Genomic DNA, 24094 nt, shown 5'->3' on the forward strand with positions numbered 1-24094 from the left:
AACCATTTTTACCAGCGCCAATACGACTACGACAAAACCGGCAACCTCACCCGCCTGCTCGACACCCGCAAAGGCGAGCACCTTTACCGCTACGACCCGCTAAATCGCCTGACCCGCGCCGATCACTCCCAGGACGTACAGGAACGCTTCGGCCACAACCCGGCGGGCAACCTGCTGATGCAAGACCGCCCCGGCCCCGACATCGTCGCGGCCAACCGCCTGATGATCCAGGGCGACCTCCATTACGACTACGACGCCTTCGGCAACCTCATCCGCGAACGGCGCGGCAAAGGCCAGCAACTCATCACCGAATACCGCTACGACTGCCAGCATCGGCTCATCGGCGTCACCCAACCTAATGGCCAGACCGCCAGCTATCGCTATGACCCATTTGGGCGGCGCATCAGCAAAACCGTGGAGGGCATTACCACAGAGTTTTTCTGGCAAGGCGACAAGCTGATTGCCGAGCACCACGCCGAGCGCCATCGCAGCTACATCTACGAGCCCGGCAGCTTCCGCCCCTTGGCACTGCTGGAAGGCTTCGGCCCACAAGCCACAACGCCCCACCACTACCAACTCGACCACCTCGGCACCCCGCAAGAACTCACCGACACCGAAGGCGAAATCGTCTGGTCCGCCCACTACCGCGCCTACGGCCAGATCGCCCGGCTCGACGTAGGCAAAATCGACAATCCGCTGCGTTTTCAGGGGCAGTATTTCGATCAAGAAAGCGGGCTGCACTACAACCGCCATCGCTACTACAATCCGGATATTGGTCGTTACCTGACGCCGGATCCGGTGAAGTTGGCGGGTGGGACCAATGGGTACCGGTATGTACCCAATCCGACGGGATGGGTGGATCCACTAGGTCTAAATGCATGCCCCGGTGAAGATGGCTGTAAGCCCGAGATTGAAGCGCGTGAATCAGCCCAGGCAGTTCGAGTTAATGAGGGTCAACCAGAGCTACCAAAAGCAGGAGGAGCACAGCGAGCAGCCCGGTACTCGGCCAATTGGCAGACCGCTGACCTGAACGAAAATATCGTTAAATTTGCTGGGCCTGACCCGATAGTAATAACTACAGATAAAGGAAAGAAAATATACAAAAACCCTCAGAGCGGGATTGAAATAGTGGAGGACCTTAATGGTAATTACTTTAGAATTCACGATCCGTCCTTGCCGGGATCCAGGCGTTACCTTAGTTTAGCCGGAGCAATCCCCAACAACAAAACCTCCTCTTCTGGCAAACAAATGGGAAGAACACAAAGCGAATACAATGAAGTCACACATTTTAAAAAAGGAAATTCTCGATGAAATTGATTTGCACGCCCTTGACTGGCGAAGCCATGTTTTTGCTAGACCTAAATGCGTGCCCAAACGACCAGATGGAGCGTGTGCTCCTCACAAGCATAGAGCACCAACAACTCTTGAAATCGGGAATATACGAGGAGATCAATGATTCTTTAAAAAAGATCATCGATGACTATGAGGACGAACACATTAACGCTTTCGAAGAGCTCACCGAAATGCTAAGAATTTTAAAAAAAAAATCCTTGCCTGAAAACCCCGAACTACTAGAAAAAATAATCCATTTAACCCAGTTAGCTATCGATAGAAAAACCGGTGTTTTTTTCTACTTCTAGGCGCTCGACGTGAAACTAAAGAAAGCACGAGTTATAGCAACCAGTATCCATATAGAAGAGGACGTAATACTGCTCATCGAGGGAGTCATCATTAATTGCTTCGTCAGCTATTCCCCACATGAGATAGAAGTCGGAAAGACCTATAACGTCGAGCTGACAATGAATCTATCTGACGATTACGAGATTGAGAAGGTCGAACCGAGAGCACCATTGATTGAAAAGGTAAGCCCCGGCTACGCCTATCTGCTTTATGGAAACCTATGCGACACACAGTTTCACAGCTTCGCCTCACTAAACGATGAGGATATACACTATGACCACCCTGAATATAACGAGCACTTCATAAAACTAAAAGTCGACAGAATCGACGTCAGCTTTCGTTGATCATCAAACGAGCCCGCATGAAAACGTATTCTGTGGCTCGGTGCCACCTAGACGATGAGCCGAATACCCAGCACAATCGGCTCACAAAATGAGCCGAATAGACCCTCTATTCGGCTCACGCACCCAGGCACTCATCCATGGATCATCCGAACTGGATCTGGCAACACGCCGATTGGCCTCACTTCCACTGGCAGCCTAGGCGGCTGGCGGCCTTGCTGCGCGAGTGTGGGCAGGCCCAAGGCAAGCTACTGGGCATGCTAAGTTCCGTCACCCGAGCAGTCAGCGCGCAGAATGAATTGGACACGCTGCTGCAAAATATTTTGACCTCTTCGGCCATCGAGGGTGAGCAGTTGAACGTCGGTTCGGTGCGCTCCTCCCTGGCGCGACGAATGGGTTTGGAAGCCACGAAGGACGGCCAGGTCAGCCGCCGCAGTGAAGGGCTGGCCGATCTGATGATGGATGCCACCGAGCAATTTGCGCAGCCGTTCACCCTTGCGCGCCTGATGAATTGGCACCATTTACTGTTCCCAGCGCCAGAGGCAGGCTTTGCCACACGCGAGGCCAGCGTCGGCGCGTTGAGGGGCAATGAACCGATGCAGGTGGTGTCGGGCAGGCTTGATCGGCCAACCGTGCATTTTGAGGCGCCGCCACGTCAGGGCCTGGAGCACGCTGTGGATGAGTTCCTGGAGTGGTTCGAAACCAGCCGCAATCAACCTGAACTGGATCCATTGGTTCGCGCAGGTGTTGCGCACTTCTGGTTCATCACCTTGCATCCTTTCGATGATGGTAATGGTCGTCTGACACGCGCTATCACTGACTTGGCCTTGGCCCAGGGCGAACACCACGCCATTCGCTTTTACGCCATGTCGGCCAGCATCCTGGAGGACCGGGCCGGTTACTACACCGCCTTGGAGTCCAGTCAGAAGGCCACGCTGGATATCACTGACTGGCTGGAATGGTTTCTTAAAACCCTGTTGCGCAGCCTGCAACAGGCAATGACACGGATAGACCGGGTGTTGGCCAAAAGCCGGTTCTGGCAGCACCAAAAAACTGGCGTCTCGCTCTGCGTCGAGCAAGTCAAGGTACTCAATCACCTGCTCGATGGTGGTGAGCGGGTCTTCGAACAGGGCATCAGCGCCGCGCAATACCAAGCGGTGGCCAAAGTGTCCAAGGCGACTGCGACGCGGCACCTGGCAGACCTGCTGGAGAAAAACTGCCTGGTACGCCTCCCCGGGGGCGGCCGCGGTACGCGTTATCACGTCAATACCCCTTACGAGTAACCCCCACTCATTTGCCCCAATCCCCCATGTCTGCTAGTGTCGCGCCGGTTTACCGTCTACCGGAATTGCCGCCATGGCCCGCAAAAAAGTTGCACTCGATTTCGAACAATCCCTCGCCGACCTGCAAGCCTTGGTCGAGCGTCTGGAGAACGGCGAGTTGTCGCTGGAAGACTCGTTGACGGCGTTTGAGCAAGGCATTGGCCTGACCCGCGACTGTCAGAGCGCGTTGGCGCAGGCGGAGCAGAAGGTCCAGGTGTTGCTTGAGCGTGACGGGGAGTTGGCCGAAGAACCTTTCGATGCGGAACAGCCGGAATGATCAGCGCGTATCAGGCCAGTAGCCAAGCCCGGGTGAATGCGGCGCTGGAACCCCTGTTTGTTGCGCCAAGCCCGGAAATGACGCGCCTCTATGCAGCCATGCGCTACAGCGTGATGAATGGTGGCAAGCGCGTGCGCCCGTTGCTGGCCTATGCAGCCTGCGAAGCCCTGGGCGCGCCGGCGGCCGAGGCCAATGGCGCGGCGTGCGCGGTGGAGTTGATCCACGCTTACTCCCTGGTGCATGACGATTTGCCAGCCATGGACGACGACGACTTGCGCCGCGGCCAGCCCACCACCCACAAAGCCTTCGACGAGGCTTACGCGATCCTTGCGGGCGATGGTTTGCAGAGCCTGGCGTTCAGCGCATTGCTGGACCCGCGCTTGAGCAGTGTCAGCGCCGAGATCCGCCTGCGCATGGTCACCGCCCTGGCCCACGCCGCTGGCCCGGCCGGCATGGTTGGCGGGCAAGCCATCGACATGGGCTCGGTCAGCCTCAAGCTGGATCAAAAAGCCCTGGAACACATGCATCGTCACAAGACCGGTGCGCTGATTGAAGCCGCCGTGCAGTTGGGCGCCCTGGCCAGTGGCCGCGCCGACGCCGAGCACTTGGCGGCCCTGCAGACCTACTCCCGCGCTATCGGCCTGGCCTTCCAGGTGCAGGACGATATCCTCGACGTGGAAAGTGACACCGCCACCCTCGGTAAACGCCAAGGCGCCGATATCGCACGGGACAAGCCGACTTATCCTGCTTTGCTCGGGCTGCAGGCCGCCAAGGCGTATGCCTTCGAGCTGCGCGACCAGGCCCTGGACGCCCTGCGACCTTTCGACGCGGCGGCCGAGCCACTGCGTGACCTGGCGCGGTATATCGTCGAACGTCGCCACTGACAACCGCGGCCATTTGCGCCGCATATCGGCCAAGTTCGGCGCTCTGCGTGGGCAGTTTGCACGGCTTGAGGTAAACTGCCGCCTCTTCTATACCTATAACGATTCGCCTGATGCCCACGACGTTTCAAGAGATTCCCCGCAAACGCCCGTCCACGCCCCTGCTCGACCGTGCTGCCACGCCGGACGGCCTGCGTCGACTGGGTGAAGCCGAGCTGGAAACCCTGGCCGATGAGCTGCGCCTGGAATTGCTCTACACGGTCGGCCAGACCGGTGGGCATTTTGGCGCCGGGCTGGGCGTGATCGAGCTGACCATCGCCTTGCATTACGTGTTCGACACCCCGGACGACCGGCTGGTGTGGGACGTGGGCCATCAGGCGTATCCGCATAAAATCCTCACCGGCCGTCGCGAGCGCATGGCCAGCCTGCGCCAGAAGGACGGCCTGGCCGCCTTCCCGCGCCGTGCCGAGAGCGAGTACGACACCTTTGGCGTCGGCCACTCCAGCACCTCCATCAGCGCAGCGCTGGGCATGGCGATTGCCGCCCGCCTGCAAGGCAGTGAGCGCAAGGCGATTGCGGTGATTGGTGATGGCGCGCTGACTGCAGGCATGGCCTTCGAAGCGCTCAACCATGCGCCTGAAGTGGACGCTAACATGTTGGTAATCCTCAACGACAACGACATGTCGATTTCGCGCAACGTCGGTGGCCTGTCCAATTACCTGGCGAAGATCCTCTCCAGCCGTACCTACGCCAGCATGCGCGAAGGCAGCAAGAAAGTGCTGTCGCGTCTGCCTGGCGCGTGGGAAATTGCGCGTCGCACCGAAGAATATGCCAAGGGCATGCTGGTACCCGGCACGCTGTTCGAAGAGCTGGGCTGGAACTATATCGGCCCTATCGACGGCCACGACCTGCCCACCCTGATCGCCACGTTGCGCAACATGCGCGACCTCAAGGGCCCGCAGTTCCTGCATATCGTCACCAAAAAAGGCAAAGGCTTCGCTCCGGCGGAAGTCGACCCGATTGGTTACCACGCGATCACCAAACTCGAACCCCTCGATGCCCCCGCCGCCGCGCCGAAAAAGGCCAGCGGGCCGAAGTATTCCGGGGTGTTTGGCGAATGGCTGTGCGACATGGCCGCCGCCGACCCGCGCCTGGTGGGTGTTACCCCGGCGATGAAGGAAGGCTCCGACCTGGTGGCGTTCAGCGAGCGTTTCCCGCTGCGTTACTTCGACGTGGCGATTGCCGAGCAACACGCCGTGACCTTCGCGGCCGGCATGGCCTGCGAAGGCGCCAAGCCGGTAGTGGCGATCTACTCCACCTTCCTGCAACGCGGTTATGACCAACTGGTTCACGATGTGGCGGTGCAGAACCTCGACGTGCTGTTCGCCATCGACCGCGCCGGCCTGGTGGGCGAAGACGGCCCGACCCATGCGGGCAGCTTCGACCTATCGTACCTGCGTTGCATCCCCGGCATGCTGGTGATGACACCGAGCGACGAAAACGAACTGCGCAAGATGCTCAGCACCGGCCACCTGTACAACGGCCCGGCCGCTGTGCGGTACCCACGCGGTACAGGCCCCAACGCCGTGATCGAAAAAGACCTGGAGCCGATTGAAATCGGTAAAGGCATCGTGCGTCGCCAAGGCAGTAAAACTGCATTCCTGGTGTTCGGCGTGCAACTGGCCGAAGCCTTGAAAGTCGCTGAGAAGATCGACGCCACCGTGGTCGACATGCGGTTCGTCAAGCCACTGGACGAAGCACTGGTACGCGAAATTGCCGCCAGCCATGAGCTGCTGGTGACCGTCGAAGAAAACGCCATCATGGGCGGCGCCGGTGCGGCGGTCAGCGAGTTCCTGGCGCGGGAGAATATCCTCAAGTCGGTGCTGCACCTGGGCTTGCCGGATGTGTACGTCGAACACGCCAAGCCGGCGCAGATGCTGGCTGAATGCGGGCTGGATGAAGCGGGTATCGAGGCGGCCGTTCGCGAGCGCCTGGCGCTACTGAATCTGTAATCAGCCCCAAATGTGGGAGCGGGCTTGCCTGCGATGACGGCGGCACATTCGCTAACAATGTGTCAGATACACCGTTATCGCAGGCAAGCCAGCTCCCACAGTGGTTTGCATGATCTTCAAATGCCATGGACAGCCCATGAAACGCCTGTGCCTTGCCCTGCTACTGCTTCCCTGCGCCGACCTGCTCGCCGACACCCGCGACCAAGCCCTGAAGCTCTCCGACGTGGTCATCAGCGCCAACCGCCAAGTCCAGGCGCGTAACGACAGCAGCGCCGCCAACACCGTCTTCACCCGCGCGGACATCGACCGCCTGCAACCCACCAGCGTCACCGACCTGCTCAGCCGCGTGCCGGGCGTGCAGGTTGCGCCCACCGGTGGGCGTGGCAGTTTGCCGGGAATTTTCATTCGCGGCACCAAGTCGGCGCAGAGCCTGGTGCTGGTGGACGGTCAACGCATCGCCAACACCACCTCCGGCGACAGCGGCCTGCAATACCTCAACGTCGATCAGATTGAACGGGTGGAAGTGCTGCGCGGTTCGCGCTCGGTGATTTACGGCAGCGATGCGATTGGCGGGGTGATTCAGGTGTTCACCCGGCGCAATGCCGAACAAGGCTTGCAGCCGCGCTTGAAACTGGGCTTTGGCAGCAACCAGACCTGGGAGCGCAGCCTGGGCCTGTCGGGCGGCGATGAACACACGCGTTTCAACCTGGGCGCGAGCCTGGATGAAACCGCCGGTATCAACGCGAGCCACGCGTCGTTCCCCAGCGATGGAGATCATGATGCCTACCGCAACCAGTCGATCAGCCTGAACCTCAGCCATTCGTTCAGCGATGAGCTGGAGGCGGGGTTCAACCTGTTGGATAATCGTGGCAAGTCGGAGTACGACAACAGTTATGGCCGCTACGACGGCGCCACCGGGCAGAGCGTCGGCCAGAAACCCTACACGGACTACACCGTGAGCAGCGCTAGCGGCTATATCGATGCCAAGCTCAATGACAACTGGCAGTCGCGCCTGGAACTGGGCCACAGTGAAAACCGCGACACCAAGCGCGATACCCTCAGCGATGATTACAGTGCATTCAACACCTACCGCGACTCGGTCAATTGGCAGAACGACCTGACCTTGGATGAGCAAAACAGCCTGATCGTCGGTGGCGACTGGTACGAAGACCGTTTCCACGGTTCCACCACCTTTACCGAGAACAGCCGCTGGAACCGGGCGGCCTTTGTGCAGCACCGCTTCAAGAGCCAGTGGTTTTCCACCGAGTTGGGCGTGCGCCGTGACCAGAACCAGCAGTTCGGCGGCCAGAACAGTTGGAGCGGCACCCTGACCGTGCCGGTCAACGCTGAAAATGACCTGCTTTTGAGCTACAGCGAAGGCTTCCGCGCGCCGACCTTCAATGACCTCTATTACCCCGACACGCAGTACAGCAACCCCAATCTGCAGCCTGAGACATCAAAGAGCTACGAACTACAATGGCGCAGCCAACTGACCGACAGCACACGCCTGGAAGCCTCGCTGTATCGCACCGACCTGAGCGACGCGATCATCCTTGACGCCGGCAAGCCGCAAAACGTGGCGTCGGCTCGGATCAATGGTTTTGAAGCGGCGCTCAAGCAGGAACTGTTTGGCTGGCAGAGCAACGTGGGCCTGTCGCTTATCGACCCGCGTGACCGTGACAGCGGCCACACCCTGGCACGTCGCGCACGGCGCACGGTGAACCTGGATCTGGACCGACAATTTGATAAGCTCGGTCTCGGCGCGAGTTGGCAGGCGATCAGCAGCAGCTACGACGATGAAGCCAACCGCAACCGTCTGGGCGGTTATGCCTTGTTGGGGCTGCGCAGTAGCTGGGCGTTGAACCGGGAGGTGTCGTTGTCGCTGAAGGTGGATAACGTGCTGGGCAAGTCTTATGCACGGGCGAAGTACAGCTACCTCGGGGAAGCTCAGAATTATCGTGAAGAAGGCCGGGTGTGGATGTTCGGGGTGACGTGGACGCCTGAGATCTGAGGAGCCTGAACCGGCGTCATCGCAGGCAAGCCAGCTCCCACAATTGAAATGCATTCCCCTGTGGGAGCTGGCTTGCCTGCGAAAGCGGTGTCACAGGTTCGGCGCAATCACCTGACACAACCGCCCCACCGCCTCAAGCATCTGCCCACTCGGCCGCTCCAGGCCCTTGTCCGGCACCAACCGCACCCGCGGCGACATCATTGGCCATGCCTCCCAAGCTTCCTTCTGAGCCTGATCCCCCACCAGGATCACCTCGGGGTCTCGCGCCAGCACCGACTCGATATTCACCTGCGGCGCCGGCAACTTCAGGTCATCAAACACATTGCGCGCCCCGCACACGCTGAGGGCATCGCTGATGATCTGCCCACCGCCCACGGTGTACAGCGGCTGGTTCCACACTTGGTAGAACACCCGCAGCGGCTCGGCCCGTTGGTAGCGCTGGCGTAATTCGGCCAAGCGCTGGCGCAATTGTGCAGCACGCTCGCGCCCTGCCTCAGCGCGGCCCAATTGCTCGGCAATGGCCTGCACCTGAGTGGTCAGTTGTTCAAGGCTGTGGGGTTCGGCGACGTACACCGGGATATTCAACCGCTGGAGCTGCTCGCGCTGGGCCGGGCCGACGCTGCCAGGCCACAGCAGGATCAGGTCGGGCTTGAGGCTGAGCAGGCGCTCCATGTCCAACTGGCCGTAGTGCCCGACCGAGGGCACCTTCGCCAACGCCGCCGGGCGATCGCCACCGTCAAGCACGCCGACCAGCAAGTCGTCGGCGCCCAGTTCAAGCACGATTTCTGAGAGTGACGGCGTCAGGCTGACAACCCGCTCGACCGCCAACGCCTGAGCACTGAATACCAGCAGCAGCGCCAGCCAGTAGCGCTTCATCCCAACTGACGCGGTATGCGATAGAGGTAGAACAGCACCAGCGTCGACAGCGCCAACAGAAACAGCGGCACCGCCTCCAGGCCGACGAACACCGTCAGCGCGCCAATCCAGGCCGGTAACGCTGCAACCAGCAACGCCGTGCGCCGACGCGCCGCCAGGGTGATCCAGGCCGCGGGTTCGTCAGCAGTATCCAGGGCTTTGGAGGTGGCGATCAGCGCGTGTTTATAAGCATGAAAATAACGCAGGCTGAGAAACATCGAGGCCACGCCAGCGATGAAGAACGGCATGGCCAAGACGGGCAACAAAGATTCGGCACGGCCAAACAGCAGGTTGATCACGAACAAGGGCAGCAATGCCAGGGCCAGGTACTGCCACCAGTTGAAGGACAGTCGCCGTTTCACCTGGCCACGGGTCACGCGCGGTCGACCTCGCCTTGGTGCTCGTTGCCCATCATGTGGTCGAGCTTGCTGGCTTTGGTGGCCAGGTAAAGTTTGTTGTGCGGGTTGTGCCCGGTGTGCAGCGGCACGCGCTCGGCGACGGTGATACCCATTTCGGTCAAGGCTTTGACCTTGCGCGGGTTGTTGGTCATCAGGCGCAGGGATTTGACCCCCAGGTGCTCGAGCATCGGCAGGCAGATGGCGTAGTCGCGCTGGTCGGCAGCAAAGCCCAGGCGCTCGTTGGCCTCCACGGTATCGGCGCCGCCGTCTTGCAGCTCGTAGGCGCGGATCTTGTTCAACAAGCCAATGCCCCGGCCTTCCTGACGCAAGTACAGCAACACGCCACGGCCTTCACGGGCGATGGCCTGCAGTGCGGCCTCCAGTTGCGAGCCGCAGTCACAGCGCTGGCTGAACAGCGCATCGCCGGTCAGGCACTCGGAATGCACACGCCCAAGCACCGGCGCGCCATCGGTGATGTCGCCGAGGCTGAGCACAACGTGCTCGCGCCCGGTGGCTTCTTCAAGAAAGCCGTTCATGGTGAACGTGGCAAAAGGGGTAGGCAGCTTGGAAGCGGCGACGAAAACGACGGGCACCGTGTGCTCCTGATTTCAGATTTCACAGAGGCGGGCATTGTAACAGCAGGTTCCTACAGACGCTTAAGCTGAATTATCGCTGATAAAGATCAATAGGTTCGATTGGCCTTTGAATTGATTCTATGTAGGCGCGAGCTTGCTCGCGAAGGTCGTCAACGTTAACGCGGGTATTCTGGGTGAGCGCGGCGTCTATGGTTTTTTCGCGAGCAAGCTCGCTCCTACAAGGGGTAGGGTTGTTTCCAGCGGTCGAAAATTGCTTTTAGCTCACCGGTCTTGACCAGGCTGGCCAAGCGCTGGTCATACACGGCCATCAATGCCCTGCCGCGCTCGGTGTCGGCAAAGCCTACGTAGAGCGGTAGTTCAACGATATGGGTGAGTTTGAATAGCGCCGGGTCTTGCGCCTGGCTGAGCACGTATTTGGCTTCGGTAAGGGCATCGATATAGAAATCGGCGCGACCGTGTTGCAGCATCGGCAGAATGCCGCTGCGTCGCTCGATCTGGTTGAACCGCTGCACGTTGGGCAGGTACCCCTCGTACTTGTAACCACGCACCCAGGCCAGGCGGTACTTGCCCAGGGTCGCCAACGTCGGCGTGGGTGCAGTGGCCAGCCCGAGGGCGTAGACGTGATCGGCGTCGAAGTTCCAGCGAGGGTACAGCACACCACTGGCCTCCTCGCGATAGGTGCCGACACAACCATCCACTTCACCACGCTGAGCCAGGCCAATCGAGCGGGTGTAGGGCACGCTGCGGGTGTGCACGGTGATGCCGGCCGGTTCAAAGACTTGGCGCAACAGGTCCCAGGCCAGGCCGCTGCCATCTTTGTTGGTGTAGTCGTTCCACTCCTCACTGGCCAGCACGATTTTGCCGGGCACGGGAGTGCTCGCCTGGGCCAGGGAAGCGAAGGTACACAGCACGATCAGCAGCCAGCGGCATGCAGCCATAGTCACGGCCTCTTACTCGGGATAATCGTATAAAGGGTAGCGCAGACCGCCGGCTTAGGGCGTCTGGCGAAAATGCTGGTAGCCGCGCACAGCCGGGGTGATGTCCTGGCCGTTGCCGTCGAGCAACGCCACGCCCTGCCCCGCTTCGACTCGGCCGATCACATGCACTGGCCAGCCAGCGGCCTGCAACGGTGCCAACTGGGACGGGGGCAAGGTGAACGCCAGCACGTAGTCGTCGCCTCCGCTCAACGCCGCCACGTGAGCCTGGTCTTCACCGACAAACGCCAGCAAGGCCGCAGACAACGGCAACCGGTGGCGCTCGACCACCAGGCGCACCGCTGACGCCTTGGCGATATGCCCGCAATCGGCCAGCAGCCCATCGGAGATATCCATGGCCGCAGTCGCCTTGCCCCGCAACGCCAGCCCCAGGGCCAGCTGCGGTTGCGGCGACCAGTAATGCGCCAGCAGCGGCTCTGCGATTGCTGCGTCAGCCGTACGTTGCCCCAATACCAGCGGCAAGGCACCCGCGGCATTGCCTAGTTCGCCGCCAACACACAGCAAATCACCCGGCTGTGCACCGCTGCGCGTCAAGGCCTGGCCAGCCGGCACACGGCCGAACACGGTCAGGGTCAGGCTCAGCGGCCCACGGGTGGTATCGCCGCCCACCAAGCCTACGCCGCAGCTTTGCGCCGTGGCGTTCAAGCCTTGGGCATAGCGTTGCAACCAATCGGCTTCGACGCTCGGCGTGGTCAGGGCAAGGGTAAAGGCGAGGGGGTGGGCGCCCATGGCGGCCAGGTCGCTCACCGCCACGGCCAGCGAGCGCTGGCCGAGCAGGAACGGGTCACAGGGGTCGGCAAAATGCACCCCTGCTACCAGCGTATCGGTAGAGACTGCCACTTGCTCCCCAGCGGGAAGCGCCAGCAAGGCGCAGTCGTCGCCGATCCCCAGGGCAATGCCTTCGCCGCCTTGCGCACAGGGCGCGGCGGCGAAGTAGGTGCGGATCAGCTCAAACTCACCCATTGAAGACTCAAGCGCAGGTTAGCGCTTGTGTTCCTTCACTTCGGCTTCACGCAGGCGCGGGGCCAGCTTGTCGAGCACGCCGTTGACGAATTTGTGGCCGTCGGTCGAACCGTAGACTTTCGCCAGCTCGATGCCTTCGTTGATCACCACGCGGTACGGCACGTCAACGCGCTTGAGCAGTTCCCAGGTGGACAGGCGCAGTACCGCCAGCTCAACCGGGTCCAGCTCTTCGAGGGTCAGGTCCAGGCATGGCGACAGCGCAGCATCGATCTCGGTCATGTTGGCCGGGACACCGTGCAGGATGTCGTGGAAATAGCTTTGGTCAGCGAAGGTGAAGTCGTTATCGACGCGAAATTGCGCTTCGATCTCGTTCAGCGAAGTGCCAGCCATATGACGCTGGTACAGCGCCTGGGTGGCAAGCTGACGGGCCGCACGGCGCTTTTCGCTTTTTGAAGGCTTGCCGGCGTCGGCTGGACGCTCGTCGCGTGGGTTGAAACGATCGCTCTCGTCGGAAATCACTTGGCCTCCAACTGCGACAGCAGGCTGACCATTTCCAGGGCGGACAAGGCAGCTTCGGCGCCTTTGTTACCGGCCTTGGTGCCGGAACGCTCGATGGCTTGCTCGATGGAGTCCACGGTCAGTACGCCGAAAGCGACTGGCACGCCGAACTCCATGGACACCTGGGCCAGGCCCTTGGTGCATTCGCCAGCCACGTATTCGAAGTGCGGGGTGCCGCCACGAATCACCGCGCCCAGGGCGATGATCGCCGCGTATTCACCCTGCTGAGCAACTTTTTGCGCAACCAGTGGAATTTCGAAGGCGCCAGGCGCGCGGATAAGGGTGATATCGCTCTCGCTCACACCGTGGCGAACCAGGGCGTCAACCGCACCGCTTACCAGGCTTTCAACCACGAAGCTGTTGAAGCGGCCAACCACCAGGGCATAGCGGCCTTTGGGGGCGATGAAGGTACCTTCGATGGTCTTCAGGGTCATTCGACAAATCTCTTAAAGAGCCGGGACGCGAAAAGTGCGTCCCTCAGTGATGATTTAACCGCGAACAAGGGGCAAGAATCGCCGGCCTTTATTCGGAGGGCACGTATTCTACAACTTCCAGGTCGAATCCGGATATCGCATTAAATTTCATCGGTGCGCTCATCAGGCGCATTTTGCGCACACCGAGGTCACGCAGGATCTGCGAACCGGCACCGACGATGCTGTAGGTGGTCGGTTTTTTCACCGGCACGGCATCAGCGGTTTCGCGGATATGTGCCAGCAATACGTCGCCGTCCAGCGGGTGGCCGAGCAACAGCACCACACCGCTGCCAGCCTCGGAAACCGCGGCCATGGCGGCGCGCAGGCTCCAGCGGCCCGGCTGCTTGACCATCAACAGGTCACGCAGGGGGTCCATGTTGTGCACGCGCACCAGGGTCGGCTCTTCGGCGCAAATATTGCCCAGCGTCAGGGCCATGTGCACGTCGCCTTCCACTGAATCACGGTAGGTCACCAAATTGAATTGGCCCAGTTCGCTGTCCAGTGGCTGCTCGGCAATCCGCTGAACGGTACGTTCATGGATCATGCGGTAGTGAATCAGGTCGGCGATGGTGCCGATCTTGAGGTTGTGCTCGGTGGCAAAGGCCTCGAGTTCAGTACGACGGGCCATAGTGCCATCATCGTTCATCACTTCGCAGATCACCCCGCTTGGCTCGAAACCGGCCATACGCGCCAAATCGCACGCGGCTTCGGTGTGGCCGGCGCGGGCCAGGGTACCGCCCGGTTGGGCCATCAGCGGGAAAATGTGGCCCGGGCTGACGATATCTTCAGCCTTGGCGTCCTTCGCAGCGGCGGCTTGCACGGTGCGGGCGCGGTCAGCAGCGGAAATGCCGGTGGTGACGCCCGTGGTGGCTTCAATCGATACGGTGAACTTGGTGCCGAAACCCGAGCCATTGCGCGGCGCCATCAAGGGCAGCTTGAGCAATTCGCAGCGTTCGCGGCTCATGGGCATGCAGATCAGCCCACGGGCGTGCTTGGCCATGAAGTTGATGTGCTCGGGCTTGCACGCCTCGGCGGCCATGATGATATCGCCTTCGTTCTCGCGATCTTCGTCATCCATGAGGATGACCATCTTGCCTTGGCGGATGTCTTCAACCAGTTCTTCGATGCTATTGAGCGCCACGCGGCACCCCCTTGGTCAGGATTTCAGGTAGCCGTTAGCGGCCAGAAAACTTTCGGTGATGTTACCGGTTGCAGGCTCTGCGGCCTTTTCGCCCAGCAACAGGCGCTCCAGGTAACGGGCAAGCAAGTCCACTTCCAGGTTCACCCGGCGGCCCGGCTGGTACGAGGCCATGATGGTTTCGCTGAGGGTGTGGGGAATGATGGTCAGTTCGAATTCGGCGCCATTCACGGCGTTCACGGTCAGGCTGGTGCCATCGACGGTGATCGAGCCTTTGTGGGCGATGTACTTGGCCAGCTCTTTGGGCGCGCGGATACGGAATTCCACGGCGCGGGCGTTCTCGCTGCGGGCTACCACTTCGCCGACGCCGTCGACGTGGCCGCTGACCAGGTGACCGCCCAGGCGGGTGGTGGGCGTCAGGGCTTTTTCCAGGTTGACCGGGCTGCCGGCCGCAAGGTCGTTCATCGCGGTGCAGTCCAGGGTTTCCCGGCTGACATCGGCGGCAAAGCCATTGCCTGGCAGCTCGATGACGGTCAGGCACACGCCGCTGACGGCGATGCTGTCGCCCAGCTTGACGTCGCCGAGGTCCAGCTTGCCGGTTTCAACCAGCAGGCGGACATCGCCGCCTTTGGGGGTCATTGCACGGATGCTGCCGATGGATTCGATAATGCCGGTGAACATTTCGTTCTCCTGAAAACGAGAGGGCTGCCGCTTAAGCGCAGGCCGGGAATTATACGCTCGCTGCTGGCACAGGGATGGCAGTGACTCGCCAGTCGTCGCCCACAGCGCGCATGTCGGTGATCTTGAGTTGGGGAGCATCGGCCAACTTCTCAAGCGGCCAGTCCAGCAACGGGCGAGCAGCGGAGCCTAAGAACTTGCCGGCGATGAATATCACGTACTCATCCACCAGGCCCTGTTGGGCAAACGCACCGGCCAGGCTTGGGCCGGCTTCCACCAACACATCGTTGACGCCACGGGCAGCCAGGGCGACCAATGCCGAGCGCAGGTCAACGTGGCCCTCCACACCTGGAACCACAAGGCACTCAGGGCCACGGGGGAACTGGTTCTGCGCAGTGACGCAGGTGATGACCAATGCCGGGCCGGCCTTGAAGAACGGTGCGTTGAGCGGCACCCGCAGGCGGCCATCGATCAGCACGCGCAGCGGCGGGCGCGACATGGCCAGGGCGGTGGTTGCTGCGTCCAGGCCCAGTTCGGCGGCGCGTACGGTCAAGCGGGCACCGTCGGCCAGTACCGTGTCGGCACCGGTCAGCACCACACTGGCTTCGGCACGCAGGCGTTGCACCGCAGCACGGGCAGCGGGGCCGGTGATCCATTGGCTTTCGCCGCTGGCCATCGCCGTGCGACCGTCCAGGCTCATCGCCAGCTTGACCCGCACGAACGGCAGGCCGTGCTCCATGCGCTTGAGGAAGCCGGGGTTAAGCGCCCGCGCCTCGGTTTCCAGCACACCGCTGCGCACCTCGATACCGGCCTGGGCCAGGCGCTGCATGCCACGCCCGGCCACTTCCGGGTTCGGGTCCTGCATGCCTGCGACAACCCGCGCTACGCCGGCGGTCACCAGCGCATCGGCGCAGGGCGGCGTACGGCCATGATGGCTGCACGGCTCAAGGGTCACGTACACCGTCGCGCCACGGGCCTTGTCGCCAGCGGCGCGCAGGGCGTTGGGCTCGGCATGGGGCTCGCCGGTACGCTCATGCCAGCCTTCGCCGACAATCTGCCCGTCACGCACGATCACGCAGCCAACACGGGGGTTGGGGTGGGTGGTGTACAGGCCCTTGCGCGCCAATTCGAGGGCGCGGGCCATGTAGTGGGCGTCGAGCACAGCCTGTTCAGAGGTCATTGTTTGGAGGGCTCACGGGCCAGGCGGTCGATCTCTTCGCGGAACTCATTGAGGTCCTGGAAGCGTCGATACACCGAGGCAAAACGGATATAGGCGACTTCGTCGAGCTTTTGCAACTCGCCCATCACCAGTTCACCGACCACCAGGCTCTTGACCTCGCGCTCGCCGGTCGCCCGCAGCTTGTGCTTGATGTGCACCAGCGCCGCTTCCAGGCGCTCGACACTCACCGGGCGTTTTTCCAGGGCGCGCTGCATACCGGCGCGCAGTTTTTCTTCGTCGAAAGGCTGGCGGCTGCCGTCGGACTTGATCAGACGCGGCAACACCAGTTCGGCGGTTTCGAAGGTGGTGAAACGTTCACCACAGGCCAGGCATTCGCGCCGGCGACGCACTTGGTCGCCCTCGGCGACCAGACGCGAGTCGATGACCTTGGTGTCGTTGGCACCGCAGAAGGGACAGTGCATGGTTGGCAGGCAACAAAAAATGGGAGGGCCATGGTAGCGCATCCCTGTGGCAAGACAAGCCATAGCCTTTACGGTATATAGGCAGGCTTATATGTTTCATATTTTTTAAGCCACGGATTTTGTCCTTTCTGGAGCCGTACATGCAGTTACGACCACTTGTTCTACTCAGCCTGTTCAGTTTCCTGGTCGCCTGCAGCAGCGAAGCCCCCAAGCCGGCCGCGCCTCAACCGACACCGGCGCAAGAGAAAAAAGTCCCGGGCATTGAAGACCTCGGCCCCCTGCCCGCCTATCAGCGCGAAATCAGCGGCAGCCTGACCAACGTGCCGGCCGGTGCCGAAGTCGAGATGGCGCTCTTGGTGATCGACGACCGTTCGCGCCCGCAGCAACTGCTCGCCAGCAGCGTACTGAGCGGCAACGGCAAGCCCCTGGCCTTCCGCCTGCGTTTCAACCCTGAAGCTTTTCCGGCGGGAGCGCGCGTGGAATTGCGCGGTCGCGCCAGCCAGTCCGGCCAATTGATCCTGCATCTCCCTGCCGTGCGCGTCACCCAGGCGATCACCCAGAGCACCGGCCCCCTGCAACTCGTCAAGGCGCCATGACGCCACCGCTGGGCCTGCAACACGCCTTGAGCGCGTTGATTGGCGATGCGCAATTGGTGCCCTGCCCATTGCCGGGCACCGCGTTGTCGTTGTGGCTGCTGGACGCCGACAACATGGACCGCGCCTTCAGCCAGGAAGAAACCTGGCGCATCCTGCATGAGCCGCCCTACTGGAGTTTTTGCTGGGCCAGCGGCCTGGCATTGGCGCGTTACCTGGCAGCGCATCCCGAGTGGGTCGCCGGCAAACGCGTGCTGGATTTCGGCGCAGGTTCGGGTGTGGCCGGGATCGCCGCCGTCAAGGCTGGCGCCCTGGAGGTGGTGGCCTGCGACCTGGACCCACTGGCTTTGGCCGCTTGCCGCGCGAATGCCGAACTCAACCAGGTGGCGCTGAGTTATTCGGCAGACTTTTTTGCCGAAGCCGACCGCTTCGACCTGATCCTGGTGGCCGACGTGCTCTACGACCGCGCCAACTTGCCGTTGCTGGATCAGTTCCTCACCCGCGGCCGCGAAGCGCTGGTGGCGGATTCGCGGGTACGGGATTTCCAGCATCCTGATTACCAGCGGCTGGAGATCCTCGAGGCCTTGACCCTGCCGGATCTGGCTGAGCCTTGGGAGTTTCGTAAGGTGAGCCTGTACCATTCGCGGCGCACTTGAGGCCATCGCGGGCAAGCCCTTATGCCAGTCAGTCAAGGCTTTTTTGTAGGAGCGAGCTTGCTCGCGAAAAACTCACAGGCGCTGCGTTTACTCAGGAAGCACGCTTTATCGTTGACGTTTTTCGCGAGCAAGCTCGCTCCTACAGAAGGGGATCTGCGCTTAACTGACTGGCATTAGGGCAAGCCCGCTCCCACAGGGGGATGCATTTCAAGGTGCGAGCTACCACGATGCTTTCAGCCAACCTCGCCAGCCCTTATAGTTGCCCCCATTCCCGCTTTATTCGAGACGCCCCCATGAGTGAGCCCACGCCGTACATCTTCGACGTCACCACCGCCAACTTCGATCAGGCCGTTATCCAGAACTCCTTCGAGAAGCCCGTACTGGTCGATTTCTGGGCCGAGTGGTGCGCTCCCTGCAAAGCGCTGATGCCGATGCTGGCGAAGATTGCCGAGAGTTATCAGGGCGAGTTGCTGCTGGCCAAAGTCGACTGCGAAGCCGAACAAGACATTGTGGCGCGTTTTGGCATTCAAAGCCTGCCGACGGTGGTGCTGTTCAAGGATGGCCAACCGGTGGACGGCTTTGCCGGGGCACAGCCGGAGTCGGCAGTACGGGCAATGCTGGAGCCCCATGTGCAAATGCCGCCACCGGCTGCGGCAGACCCGCTGGAGCAGGCTCAGGCGCTGTTCAGCGAAGGGCGCATCAGCGAGGCCGAAGCGCTGCTGGTGCAGTTGTTGGGCGAGGACAACACCAACGCCGCCGCCCTGATCCTGTATGCACGCTGCCTGGCCGAACGCGGTGAGTTGGGTGAAGCCCAGGCCGTGCTCGACGCGGTCAAGAGCGACGACCACAAGGCCGCGCTGGCCGGGGCCAAGGCGCAAATCACCTTCCTGCGCCAGGCTGCGGACTTGCCGGACGCCGCCGAGCTGAAAAGCCGCCTGGCGCAAAACCCGCAGGATGACGAAGCGGCCTATCAGTTGGCGATCCAGCAACTGGCGCGCCAGCAATACGACGCGGCGCTGGAAGGGTTGCTCAAGTTGTTTATCCGCAACCGCAGCTACAGCGAAGGCTTGCCCCACAAGACCTTGCTGCAGGTGTTCGAATTACTGGGCAATGATCACCCGCTGGTCACGGTGTACCGCCGCAAGTTGTTTGCCGCGTTGTACTAACCCAATCTTGCTCGCGAAAAAACCCATAGGCTCCACGTTCATTCAGGATGCCCGCGTTATCGTTGTCGTTTTTCGCGAGCGAGCTCGCTCCTACAAAGGGCCGACCCAGGTGTAGAGCGGTGTGTCGCCGCCGCTGGCTACCTTCACGTTCGCGCTGTGGCGCAGGCGCACCAGCAGGCGCTTGCCCGCCCCGGCATCGCCGGCCAAGCCCTCGAGTTGGTCGAGCAATTCCAGGCCATTGAGTTGCCCGGCCTTGCGCAGTAAATCCTGGGCGTTCTGCCACAGGTCTTCGTTCTGTTTAACCGGTGCCGCAGCGGGCGCGCTGGGCGTTGGGGCGGCCTGCAGTTGGGCGCCCAATCGCGCCCAATCGCCGTCGTCCAGCTCCAAGGTCAAGTCCACCGGCAGGTCGCCGATGGTTCCACGAATTCGCAACATCGTCCTTACTCCTGCATTTTTTCTGACGGGCATGCTCCCACGCAGCTTGCGCAACACCAAGCGGGCGGTCAAACTCTCGGCTCAATTGTTATAAGATCACATAACAAAACTTTCATCCTGGAGCCATCTCATGCGCCGTTTGCTGCTCGCTTTGCCGTTTGCCCTGCTGCCACTGGCTGTCGCTCATGCTCATGAAGACCATGACCATGACCACGAGCACGGCAGCCTCGGCGCCCATGAACATGGCGTCGGGCGCCTGAATGCCGTGCTGGACGGCCAGGCCCTGGAGCTGGAACTGGACAGCCCAGCCATGAACCTGGTGGGTTTCGAGCATGTGGCAACCAGCGCCGCCGACAAAGCCAAGGTCGCCGCCGTGCGCAAACAACTGGAAAATCCATCGGCCCTGTTCAACCTGCCCAAGGCCGCAGGTTGCGTGGTCAGCAGCCAGGAGCTCAACAGCCCGTTGTTCGGTGACAAACCAGAAGCCGAGCAGGACGACGATGACCACGCCACCGACGGTAAAGGCGCCGCCGCCCACGAGCATGATCACGACCACAGTGAAATCCACGCCCATTACCAGTTCACCTGCGCCACGCCAGCAGCCCTGGGCAACCTGGACTTGAGCCAGGTATTCAAGACCTTCCCCGCCACCCAGAAAATTCAGGTACAACTGATCGGCCCAAGCGGTCAGCAAGGTGTTGACGCGACGGCAACCGCAGCCACGCTGAAATTCTGATTTGAAACAAGGTCCATGTGGGAGCTAGCTTGCCTGCGATACAGGCGACGCGGTGCAGCAGGCACACTGCAGCGATGCCATCGCAGGCAAGCCAGCTCCCACAGTGGATCGGCGCCATTTACGACTACCGGGCGACACTGACTTCCCATGACTCAAGCGTTAATCGAACTGTCTAACCTGGGCTTCAACTGGCCCGGTCACCCGCAGTTGCTGGACATTCCCGCGTTCCGCCTGGAACCCGGGGAAACCTTGTTCCTCAAGGGCCCGAGCGGCAGTGGCAAGACCACTTTGCTGGGGCTGTTGGGCGGTGTGCAGAAGCCCAGCCAGGGCAGCATCCGCCTGCTCGGCCAGGAGTTGACCGAACTCTCGGCCGGCGCCCGTGACCGTTTCCGTGTGGATCACACGGGCTATATCTTCCAGCAGTTCAACCTGCTGCCGTTTCTATCGGTGCGTGAAAACGTCGAGCTGCCTTGCCACTTTTCCAAGCTACGCGCGCAACGGGCCAAGCAGCGCCACGGCAGTGTCGACCAGGCCGCTGCGACCTTGCTCGCACACCTGGGTTTGAAGGACCAGAGCCTGCTGGAACGCCGTGCCGATTCGCTGTCCATCGGCCAGCAACAACGAGTGGCCGCTGCCCGCGCGCTGATCGGCCAGCCAGAACTGGTGATCGCCGACGAGCCCACCTCGGCCCTGGACTACGACGCCCGCGAAGCCTTCCTGCAGTTGCTGTTCGCTGAATGCCGCGAAGCGGGTGCCAGCCTGTTGTTTGTCAGCCATGACCAGAGCCTGGCGTCGCTGTTCGACCGCAACCTGTCGCTGGCCGAACTCAATCGCGCCGCCATGCCCGCAGAGGTTTGAGATGTATCTGTTCCGTCTAGCCATGGCCAGCCTGGCTAACCGCCGCTTTACCGCGATCCTCACCGCGTTTGCCATCGCGCTTTCCGTTTGTTTGCTGCTCGCGGTGGAGCGTGTGCGCGTCGAGGCGCGCAACAGTTTCGCCAGCACCATCAGCGGCACCGACCTGATCGTCGGCGCCCGTTCCGGCTCGGTCAACCTGCTGCTGTATTCGGTGTTCCGCATTGGCAACGCCACCAACAACATCCGTTGGGACAGCTACGAGCACTTCGCCGCCAGCCCTCAAGTGAAATGGGCGATCCCGATTTCCCTTGGCGACTCCCACCGCGGCTACCGGGTGATGGGCACCAACGAATCCTACTTCGAGCACTACCAGTACGGGCGCAAGCAAAACCTCGAGCTGGCCAGCGGCCGTGCCTTCGCCACCGACCCGTTCGAGGTGGTGCTCGGCGCCGAAGTGGCTGACGCCCTGCATTACAAACTCGGCGACAAGCTGGTGCTGGCCCACGGCGTGGCAGTGGTCAGCCTGGTCAAGCACGACGACAAGCCGTTTACGGTGGTGGGCATTCTCAAGCGCACCGGCACGCCGGTGGACCGCACGTTGCATATCAGCCTCGGCGGCATGGAAGCGATCCATATCGACTGGCACAACGGCGTGCCGGCCCAGGGCAAAGGCCGCATCAGTGCCGACCAGGCGCGCAATATGGACCTCACGCCGCAAGCCATTACCGCGTTCATGCTCGGCCTGAACAACAAGATTTCCACCTTTGCCTTGCAACGCCAGATCAATGAATTCCGTGGCGAGCCCATGCTGGCGATCCTGCCAGGCGTCGCGCTGCAAGAACTGTGGAGCATGATGGGCACTGCCGAAAAAGCCTTGTTCGTGATCTCGCTGTTCGTGGTGCTGACCGGTTTGATCGGCATGCTCACGGCGATCCTCACCAGCCTTAACGAGCGCCGCCGCGAGATGGCGATCCTGCGGTCGGTGGGTGCGCGGCCTTGGCACATCGCAACGCTGCTGATCTTCGAAGCCTTTGCCCTGGCCTTGTCTGGCGTGGTGGCGGGCCTAGGGTTGCTGTACCTGTGCATAGCCGCATCACGGGGTTATTTGCAGGCCAATTACGGCCTGGACCTGCCGATGTCGTGGCCGAGCGAATATGAATGGACGTTGCTCGCCGGTATCCTGGCGGCCGCCCTGTTGATGGGCAGCGTGCCCGCGTGGCGCGCCTACCGCCAATCTTTGGCCGATGGCCTGTCCATCCGTTTATGAGGAAGGCTTCGATGCGTCGTGCCCTGTTTGCCCTGTTGTTGTTGATGGCCGTGCCTGCCTGGGCGGATGAACAGCCCAAGGATTTGTCCTGGCAGGAGATGATCCCGCCGGATGCACCACCTGAAGTGCCCAATATGAAGCCGCTGCACGACCTGTCGAACATGGCCGATGCCTTGTCCGTCGAAGCCGCGCCCGCCGCCAGGCAGGACATGCCCAACGCGCCGGTGGTGCAGAGCCTGGATGGCCAGCATATTCGCCTGCCGGGGTATATCGTGCCGTTGGAAGTCAGCGAAGAAGGCCGCACCACGGAGTTTCTGCTGGTGCCGTATTTCGGCGCCTGCATCCATGTGCCGCCACCGCCGTCGAACCAGATCGTGCATGTAAAAAGCGAGGTGGGGGTGAAGCTCGATGAGCTGTATCAACCGTACTGGATCGAGGGCGCGATGCAGGTCAAGCCATCGTCCAGCGAGTTAGCGGACGCTGGTTACCAGATGGATGCCGAGAAAATTTACATGTACGAGCTGCAGGAATAACGCTGATCACCCTTTCATTGAGCTGAGTCAAAAGACCGAACGGAACGATCTTTACCATTGGACGTACAACTTTTAAACGTCCTTTGGAGCTCCCATGAACAAGTCTCTGCTCGGCGCGTCCCTCTTCGCGCTCGCCCTCGTCGCCCCCGTCGCACACGCCCACCAGGCGGGCGATATTCTGGTTCGCGCCGGTGCAATTACCGTGAACCCGAAGGCCGACAGCAGCAGCGTCAAGGTTGACCAGGGCCCATTGGCCGGTACCAACCTGGGCGGCAAGGCGACCATGAGCAGCGACACCCAATTGGGCTTGAACTTCGCCTACATGATCACCGACCACGTCGGCATCGAATTGCTCGCGGCTACGCCGTTCGAGCATGACGTGAAGATCAAGAACACCGCCCTCGGCGCCGCCAACGGCAAGCTCGGCACCCTGAAACACCTGCCGCCGACCTTGAGCGTCGTGTACTACCCGCTGGACCACAAGTCTGCGTTCCAGCCGTATGTGGGCGCCGGTATCAACTACACCTGGATCTATGACGAGCACGTCGGCAGCCGTGCCGAACAGGCTGGTTTCAGCAACTTCAAGGCCGAGAACTCCTGGGGCTGGGCTGCACAGATCGGCGCCGACTACATGATCAACGACAAGTGGATGATCAACGCCCAGGCGCGCTACATCGACATCAGCACCAAGGCGACTGTGGATAACAACGCGCTGGGCCAGGGCACTCGTGCCAAGGTCAATGTGGATGTAGACCCGATGGTTTACATGGTGGGTATCGGTTACAAGTTTTAAGTCCGGTTTAAGCCACACCGCATAACCCAAGTGGGAGGGGGCTTATGTGGGAGCCGGGCTTGCCCGCGATGCAGACACCTCGGTGTATCAGTGATACCCAGGTGATGCTATCGCAGGCAAGCCAGCTCTTATCAAACAAAAAATAACTCATTGTTTTTGCTCTTAAAAATCACGCCGC

General features: G+C 61.2%; 28 protein-coding genes. 16 read left to right on the forward strand and 12 right to left on the reverse strand.

From position 1 onward, the window contains the following. The 8 genes from DK871_RS25395 to DK871_RS25430 form a co-directional block, all read left to right on the forward strand. On the forward strand, positions 1-1311 hold a 1311-nt coding region (locus DK871_RS25395; RefSeq protein ID WP_178116085.1), incomplete at its 5' end, for an RHS repeat domain-containing protein. After that, a complete protein-coding gene (locus DK871_RS25400) occupies positions 1308-1640 on the forward strand; it encodes a hypothetical protein (protein ID WP_161907076.1) in 333 nt (110 codons plus the stop codon). The genes DK871_RS25395 and DK871_RS25400, both read left to right, overlap by 4 nt. 9 nt (positions 1641-1649) lie before the next feature. Beyond that, the gene (locus DK871_RS25405) at positions 1650-2024 is read left to right on the forward strand and encodes a hypothetical protein (protein ID WP_161907077.1); all 375 of its coding nucleotides are present in this window, start codon (positions 1650-1652) and stop codon (positions 2022-2024) included. 137 nt (positions 2025-2161) lie between these two features. Further along, positions 2162-3304: a Fic family protein gene (locus DK871_RS25410; protein WP_161907078.1), complete on the forward strand. Its 1143-nt coding sequence runs from the start codon at positions 2162-2164 to the stop codon at positions 3302-3304. Positions 3305-3377: 73 nt separating this feature from the next. After that, on the forward strand, positions 3378-3620 hold the full coding sequence (locus tag DK871_RS25415) for an exodeoxyribonuclease VII small subunit (protein WP_003194556.1): 243 nt from the start codon (positions 3378-3380) through the stop codon (positions 3618-3620). Continuing rightward, positions 3617-4504, forward strand: coding sequence for a (2E,6E)-farnesyl diphosphate synthase (ispA, locus tag DK871_RS25420; RefSeq protein WP_161907079.1), 888 nt, complete (start codon positions 3617-3619; stop codon positions 4502-4504). Before DK871_RS25415 ends, ispA begins: the two co-directional genes overlap by 4 nt. 110 nt (positions 4505-4614) lie before the next feature. Continuing rightward, positions 4615-6513: a 1-deoxy-D-xylulose-5-phosphate synthase gene (dxs, locus tag DK871_RS25425; RefSeq protein ID WP_161907080.1), complete on the forward strand. Its 1899-nt coding sequence runs from the start codon at positions 4615-4617 to the stop codon at positions 6511-6513. 136 nt (positions 6514-6649) lie between these two features. After that, complete coding sequence (locus DK871_RS25430) at positions 6650-8524, forward strand: TonB-dependent receptor domain-containing protein (protein ID WP_161907081.1); 1875 nt, start codon at positions 6650-6652, stop codon at positions 8522-8524. A gap of 90 nt (positions 8525-8614) precedes the next feature. Here DK871_RS25430 and DK871_RS25435 read toward each other — a convergent pair whose 3' ends face one another. From DK871_RS25435 to nrdR, 11 genes are all read right to left on the reverse strand, one after another. Next, the gene (locus tag DK871_RS25435; protein WP_161907082.1) at positions 8615-9400 is read right to left on the reverse strand and encodes a cobalamin-binding protein; all 786 of its coding nucleotides are present in this window, start codon (positions 9398-9400) and stop codon (positions 8615-8617) included. Then, positions 9397-9816 (reverse strand): MFS transporter, encoded by a 420-nt coding sequence (locus DK871_RS25440; protein ID WP_161907083.1) that lies wholly within the window; start codon positions 9814-9816, stop codon positions 9397-9399. Before DK871_RS25440 ends, DK871_RS25435 begins: the two co-directional genes overlap by 4 nt. Continuing rightward, on the reverse strand, positions 9813-10430 hold the full coding sequence (ribA, locus tag DK871_RS25445) for a GTP cyclohydrolase II (RefSeq protein WP_005791841.1): 618 nt from the start codon (positions 10428-10430) through the stop codon (positions 9813-9815). Before ribA ends, DK871_RS25440 begins: the two co-directional genes overlap by 4 nt. Before the next feature lie 218 nt (positions 10431-10648). Further along, positions 10649-11371: an ABC transporter substrate-binding protein gene (locus DK871_RS25450; protein WP_161907084.1), complete on the reverse strand. Its 723-nt coding sequence runs from the start codon at positions 11369-11371 to the stop codon at positions 10649-10651. Positions 11372-11425: 54 nt separating this feature from the next. Then, entirely contained in the window at positions 11426-12391 is a 966-nt protein-coding gene (gene thiL, locus DK871_RS25455; RefSeq protein ID WP_161907085.1) for a thiamine-phosphate kinase, read from the reverse strand. A gap of 18 nt (positions 12392-12409) precedes the next feature. Continuing rightward, positions 12410-12910: a transcription antitermination factor NusB gene (gene nusB / locus DK871_RS25460; protein ID WP_005791846.1), complete on the reverse strand. Its 501-nt coding sequence runs from the start codon at positions 12908-12910 to the stop codon at positions 12410-12412. Beyond that, on the reverse strand, positions 12907-13383 hold the full coding sequence (ribE, locus tag DK871_RS25465; protein ID WP_003194576.1) for a 6,7-dimethyl-8-ribityllumazine synthase: 477 nt from the start codon (positions 13381-13383) through the stop codon (positions 12907-12909). The genes nusB and ribE overlap by 4 nt, the downstream gene beginning before the upstream one ends. Positions 13384-13471: 88 nt before the next feature. Beyond that, the gene (gene ribBA / locus DK871_RS25470) at positions 13472-14563 is read right to left on the reverse strand and encodes a bifunctional 3,4-dihydroxy-2-butanone-4-phosphate synthase/GTP cyclohydrolase II (RefSeq protein ID WP_161907086.1); all 1092 of its coding nucleotides are present in this window, start codon (positions 14561-14563) and stop codon (positions 13472-13474) included. 15 nt (positions 14564-14578) lie between these two features. Further along, positions 14579-15241: a riboflavin synthase gene (locus DK871_RS25475; RefSeq protein WP_003194580.1), complete on the reverse strand. Its 663-nt coding sequence runs from the start codon at positions 15239-15241 to the stop codon at positions 14579-14581. A gap of 49 nt (positions 15242-15290) precedes the next feature. Then, positions 15291-16418, reverse strand: coding sequence for a bifunctional diaminohydroxyphosphoribosylaminopyrimidine deaminase/5-amino-6-(5-phosphoribosylamino)uracil reductase RibD (ribD, locus tag DK871_RS25480; protein ID WP_161907087.1), 1128 nt, complete (start codon positions 16416-16418; stop codon positions 15291-15293). After that, positions 16415-16879: a transcriptional regulator NrdR gene (nrdR, locus tag DK871_RS25485; RefSeq protein ID WP_019818855.1), complete on the reverse strand. Its 465-nt coding sequence runs from the start codon at positions 16877-16879 to the stop codon at positions 16415-16417. Before nrdR ends, ribD begins: the two co-directional genes overlap by 4 nt. 140 nt (positions 16880-17019) lie before the next feature. On the opposite strand from nrdR, the gene DK871_RS25490 reads away from it, so the two are divergent. From DK871_RS25490 to trxA, 3 genes are all read left to right on the forward strand, one after another. Continuing rightward, positions 17020-17475: a YbaY family lipoprotein gene (locus DK871_RS25490; protein WP_003194586.1), complete on the forward strand. Its 456-nt coding sequence runs from the start codon at positions 17020-17022 to the stop codon at positions 17473-17475. Beyond that, positions 17472-18128, forward strand: a complete 657-nt coding sequence (locus DK871_RS25495; RefSeq protein WP_161907088.1) for a methyltransferase — start codon at positions 17472-17474, stop codon at positions 18126-18128. The genes DK871_RS25490 and DK871_RS25495 overlap by 4 nt, the downstream gene beginning before the upstream one ends. Before the next feature lie 293 nt (positions 18129-18421). After that, on the forward strand, positions 18422-19294 hold the full coding sequence (gene trxA / locus DK871_RS25500) for a thioredoxin (protein ID WP_161907089.1): 873 nt from the start codon (positions 18422-18424) through the stop codon (positions 19292-19294). A gap of 90 nt (positions 19295-19384) precedes the next feature. Here trxA and DK871_RS25505 read toward each other — a convergent pair whose 3' ends face one another. Next, positions 19385-19729, reverse strand: a complete 345-nt coding sequence (locus tag DK871_RS25505) for a hypothetical protein (RefSeq protein WP_161907090.1) — start codon at positions 19727-19729, stop codon at positions 19385-19387. Between the two features lie 130 nt (positions 19730-19859). On the opposite strand from DK871_RS25505, the gene DK871_RS25510 reads away from it, so the two are divergent. The 5 genes from DK871_RS25510 (at position 19860) to DK871_RS25530 (ending at position 23916) form a co-directional block, all read left to right on the forward strand. After that, positions 19860-20465: a DUF2796 domain-containing protein gene (locus tag DK871_RS25510; protein ID WP_161907091.1), complete on the forward strand. Its 606-nt coding sequence runs from the start codon at positions 19860-19862 to the stop codon at positions 20463-20465. A gap of 147 nt (positions 20466-20612) precedes the next feature. Further along, positions 20613-21323 carry an ABC transporter ATP-binding protein gene (locus DK871_RS25515; protein WP_161907092.1) on the forward strand — a complete coding sequence of 237 codons (711 nt, stop codon included), beginning with the start codon at positions 20613-20615 and terminating at the stop codon, positions 21321-21323. 1 nt (position 21324) lies between these two features. Beyond that, positions 21325-22590, forward strand: a complete 1266-nt coding sequence (locus tag DK871_RS25520) for an ABC transporter permease (protein WP_056785259.1) — start codon at positions 21325-21327, stop codon at positions 22588-22590. A gap of 11 nt (positions 22591-22601) precedes the next feature. Next, positions 22602-23123, forward strand: coding sequence for a DUF3299 domain-containing protein (locus tag DK871_RS25525; protein ID WP_161907093.1), 522 nt, complete (start codon positions 22602-22604; stop codon positions 23121-23123). A gap of 94 nt (positions 23124-23217) precedes the next feature. Then, a complete protein-coding gene (locus tag DK871_RS25530) occupies positions 23218-23916 on the forward strand; it encodes an OmpW family protein (protein WP_014720136.1) in 699 nt (232 codons plus the stop codon). Positions 23917-24094 lie beyond the last annotated feature (178 nt).

It is taken from the genome of Pseudomonas sp. L13, assembly GCF_009935965.1.
In the GTDB taxonomy this organism is placed as follows: domain Bacteria; phylum Pseudomonadota; class Gammaproteobacteria; order Pseudomonadales; family Pseudomonadaceae; genus Aquipseudomonas; species Aquipseudomonas lactis.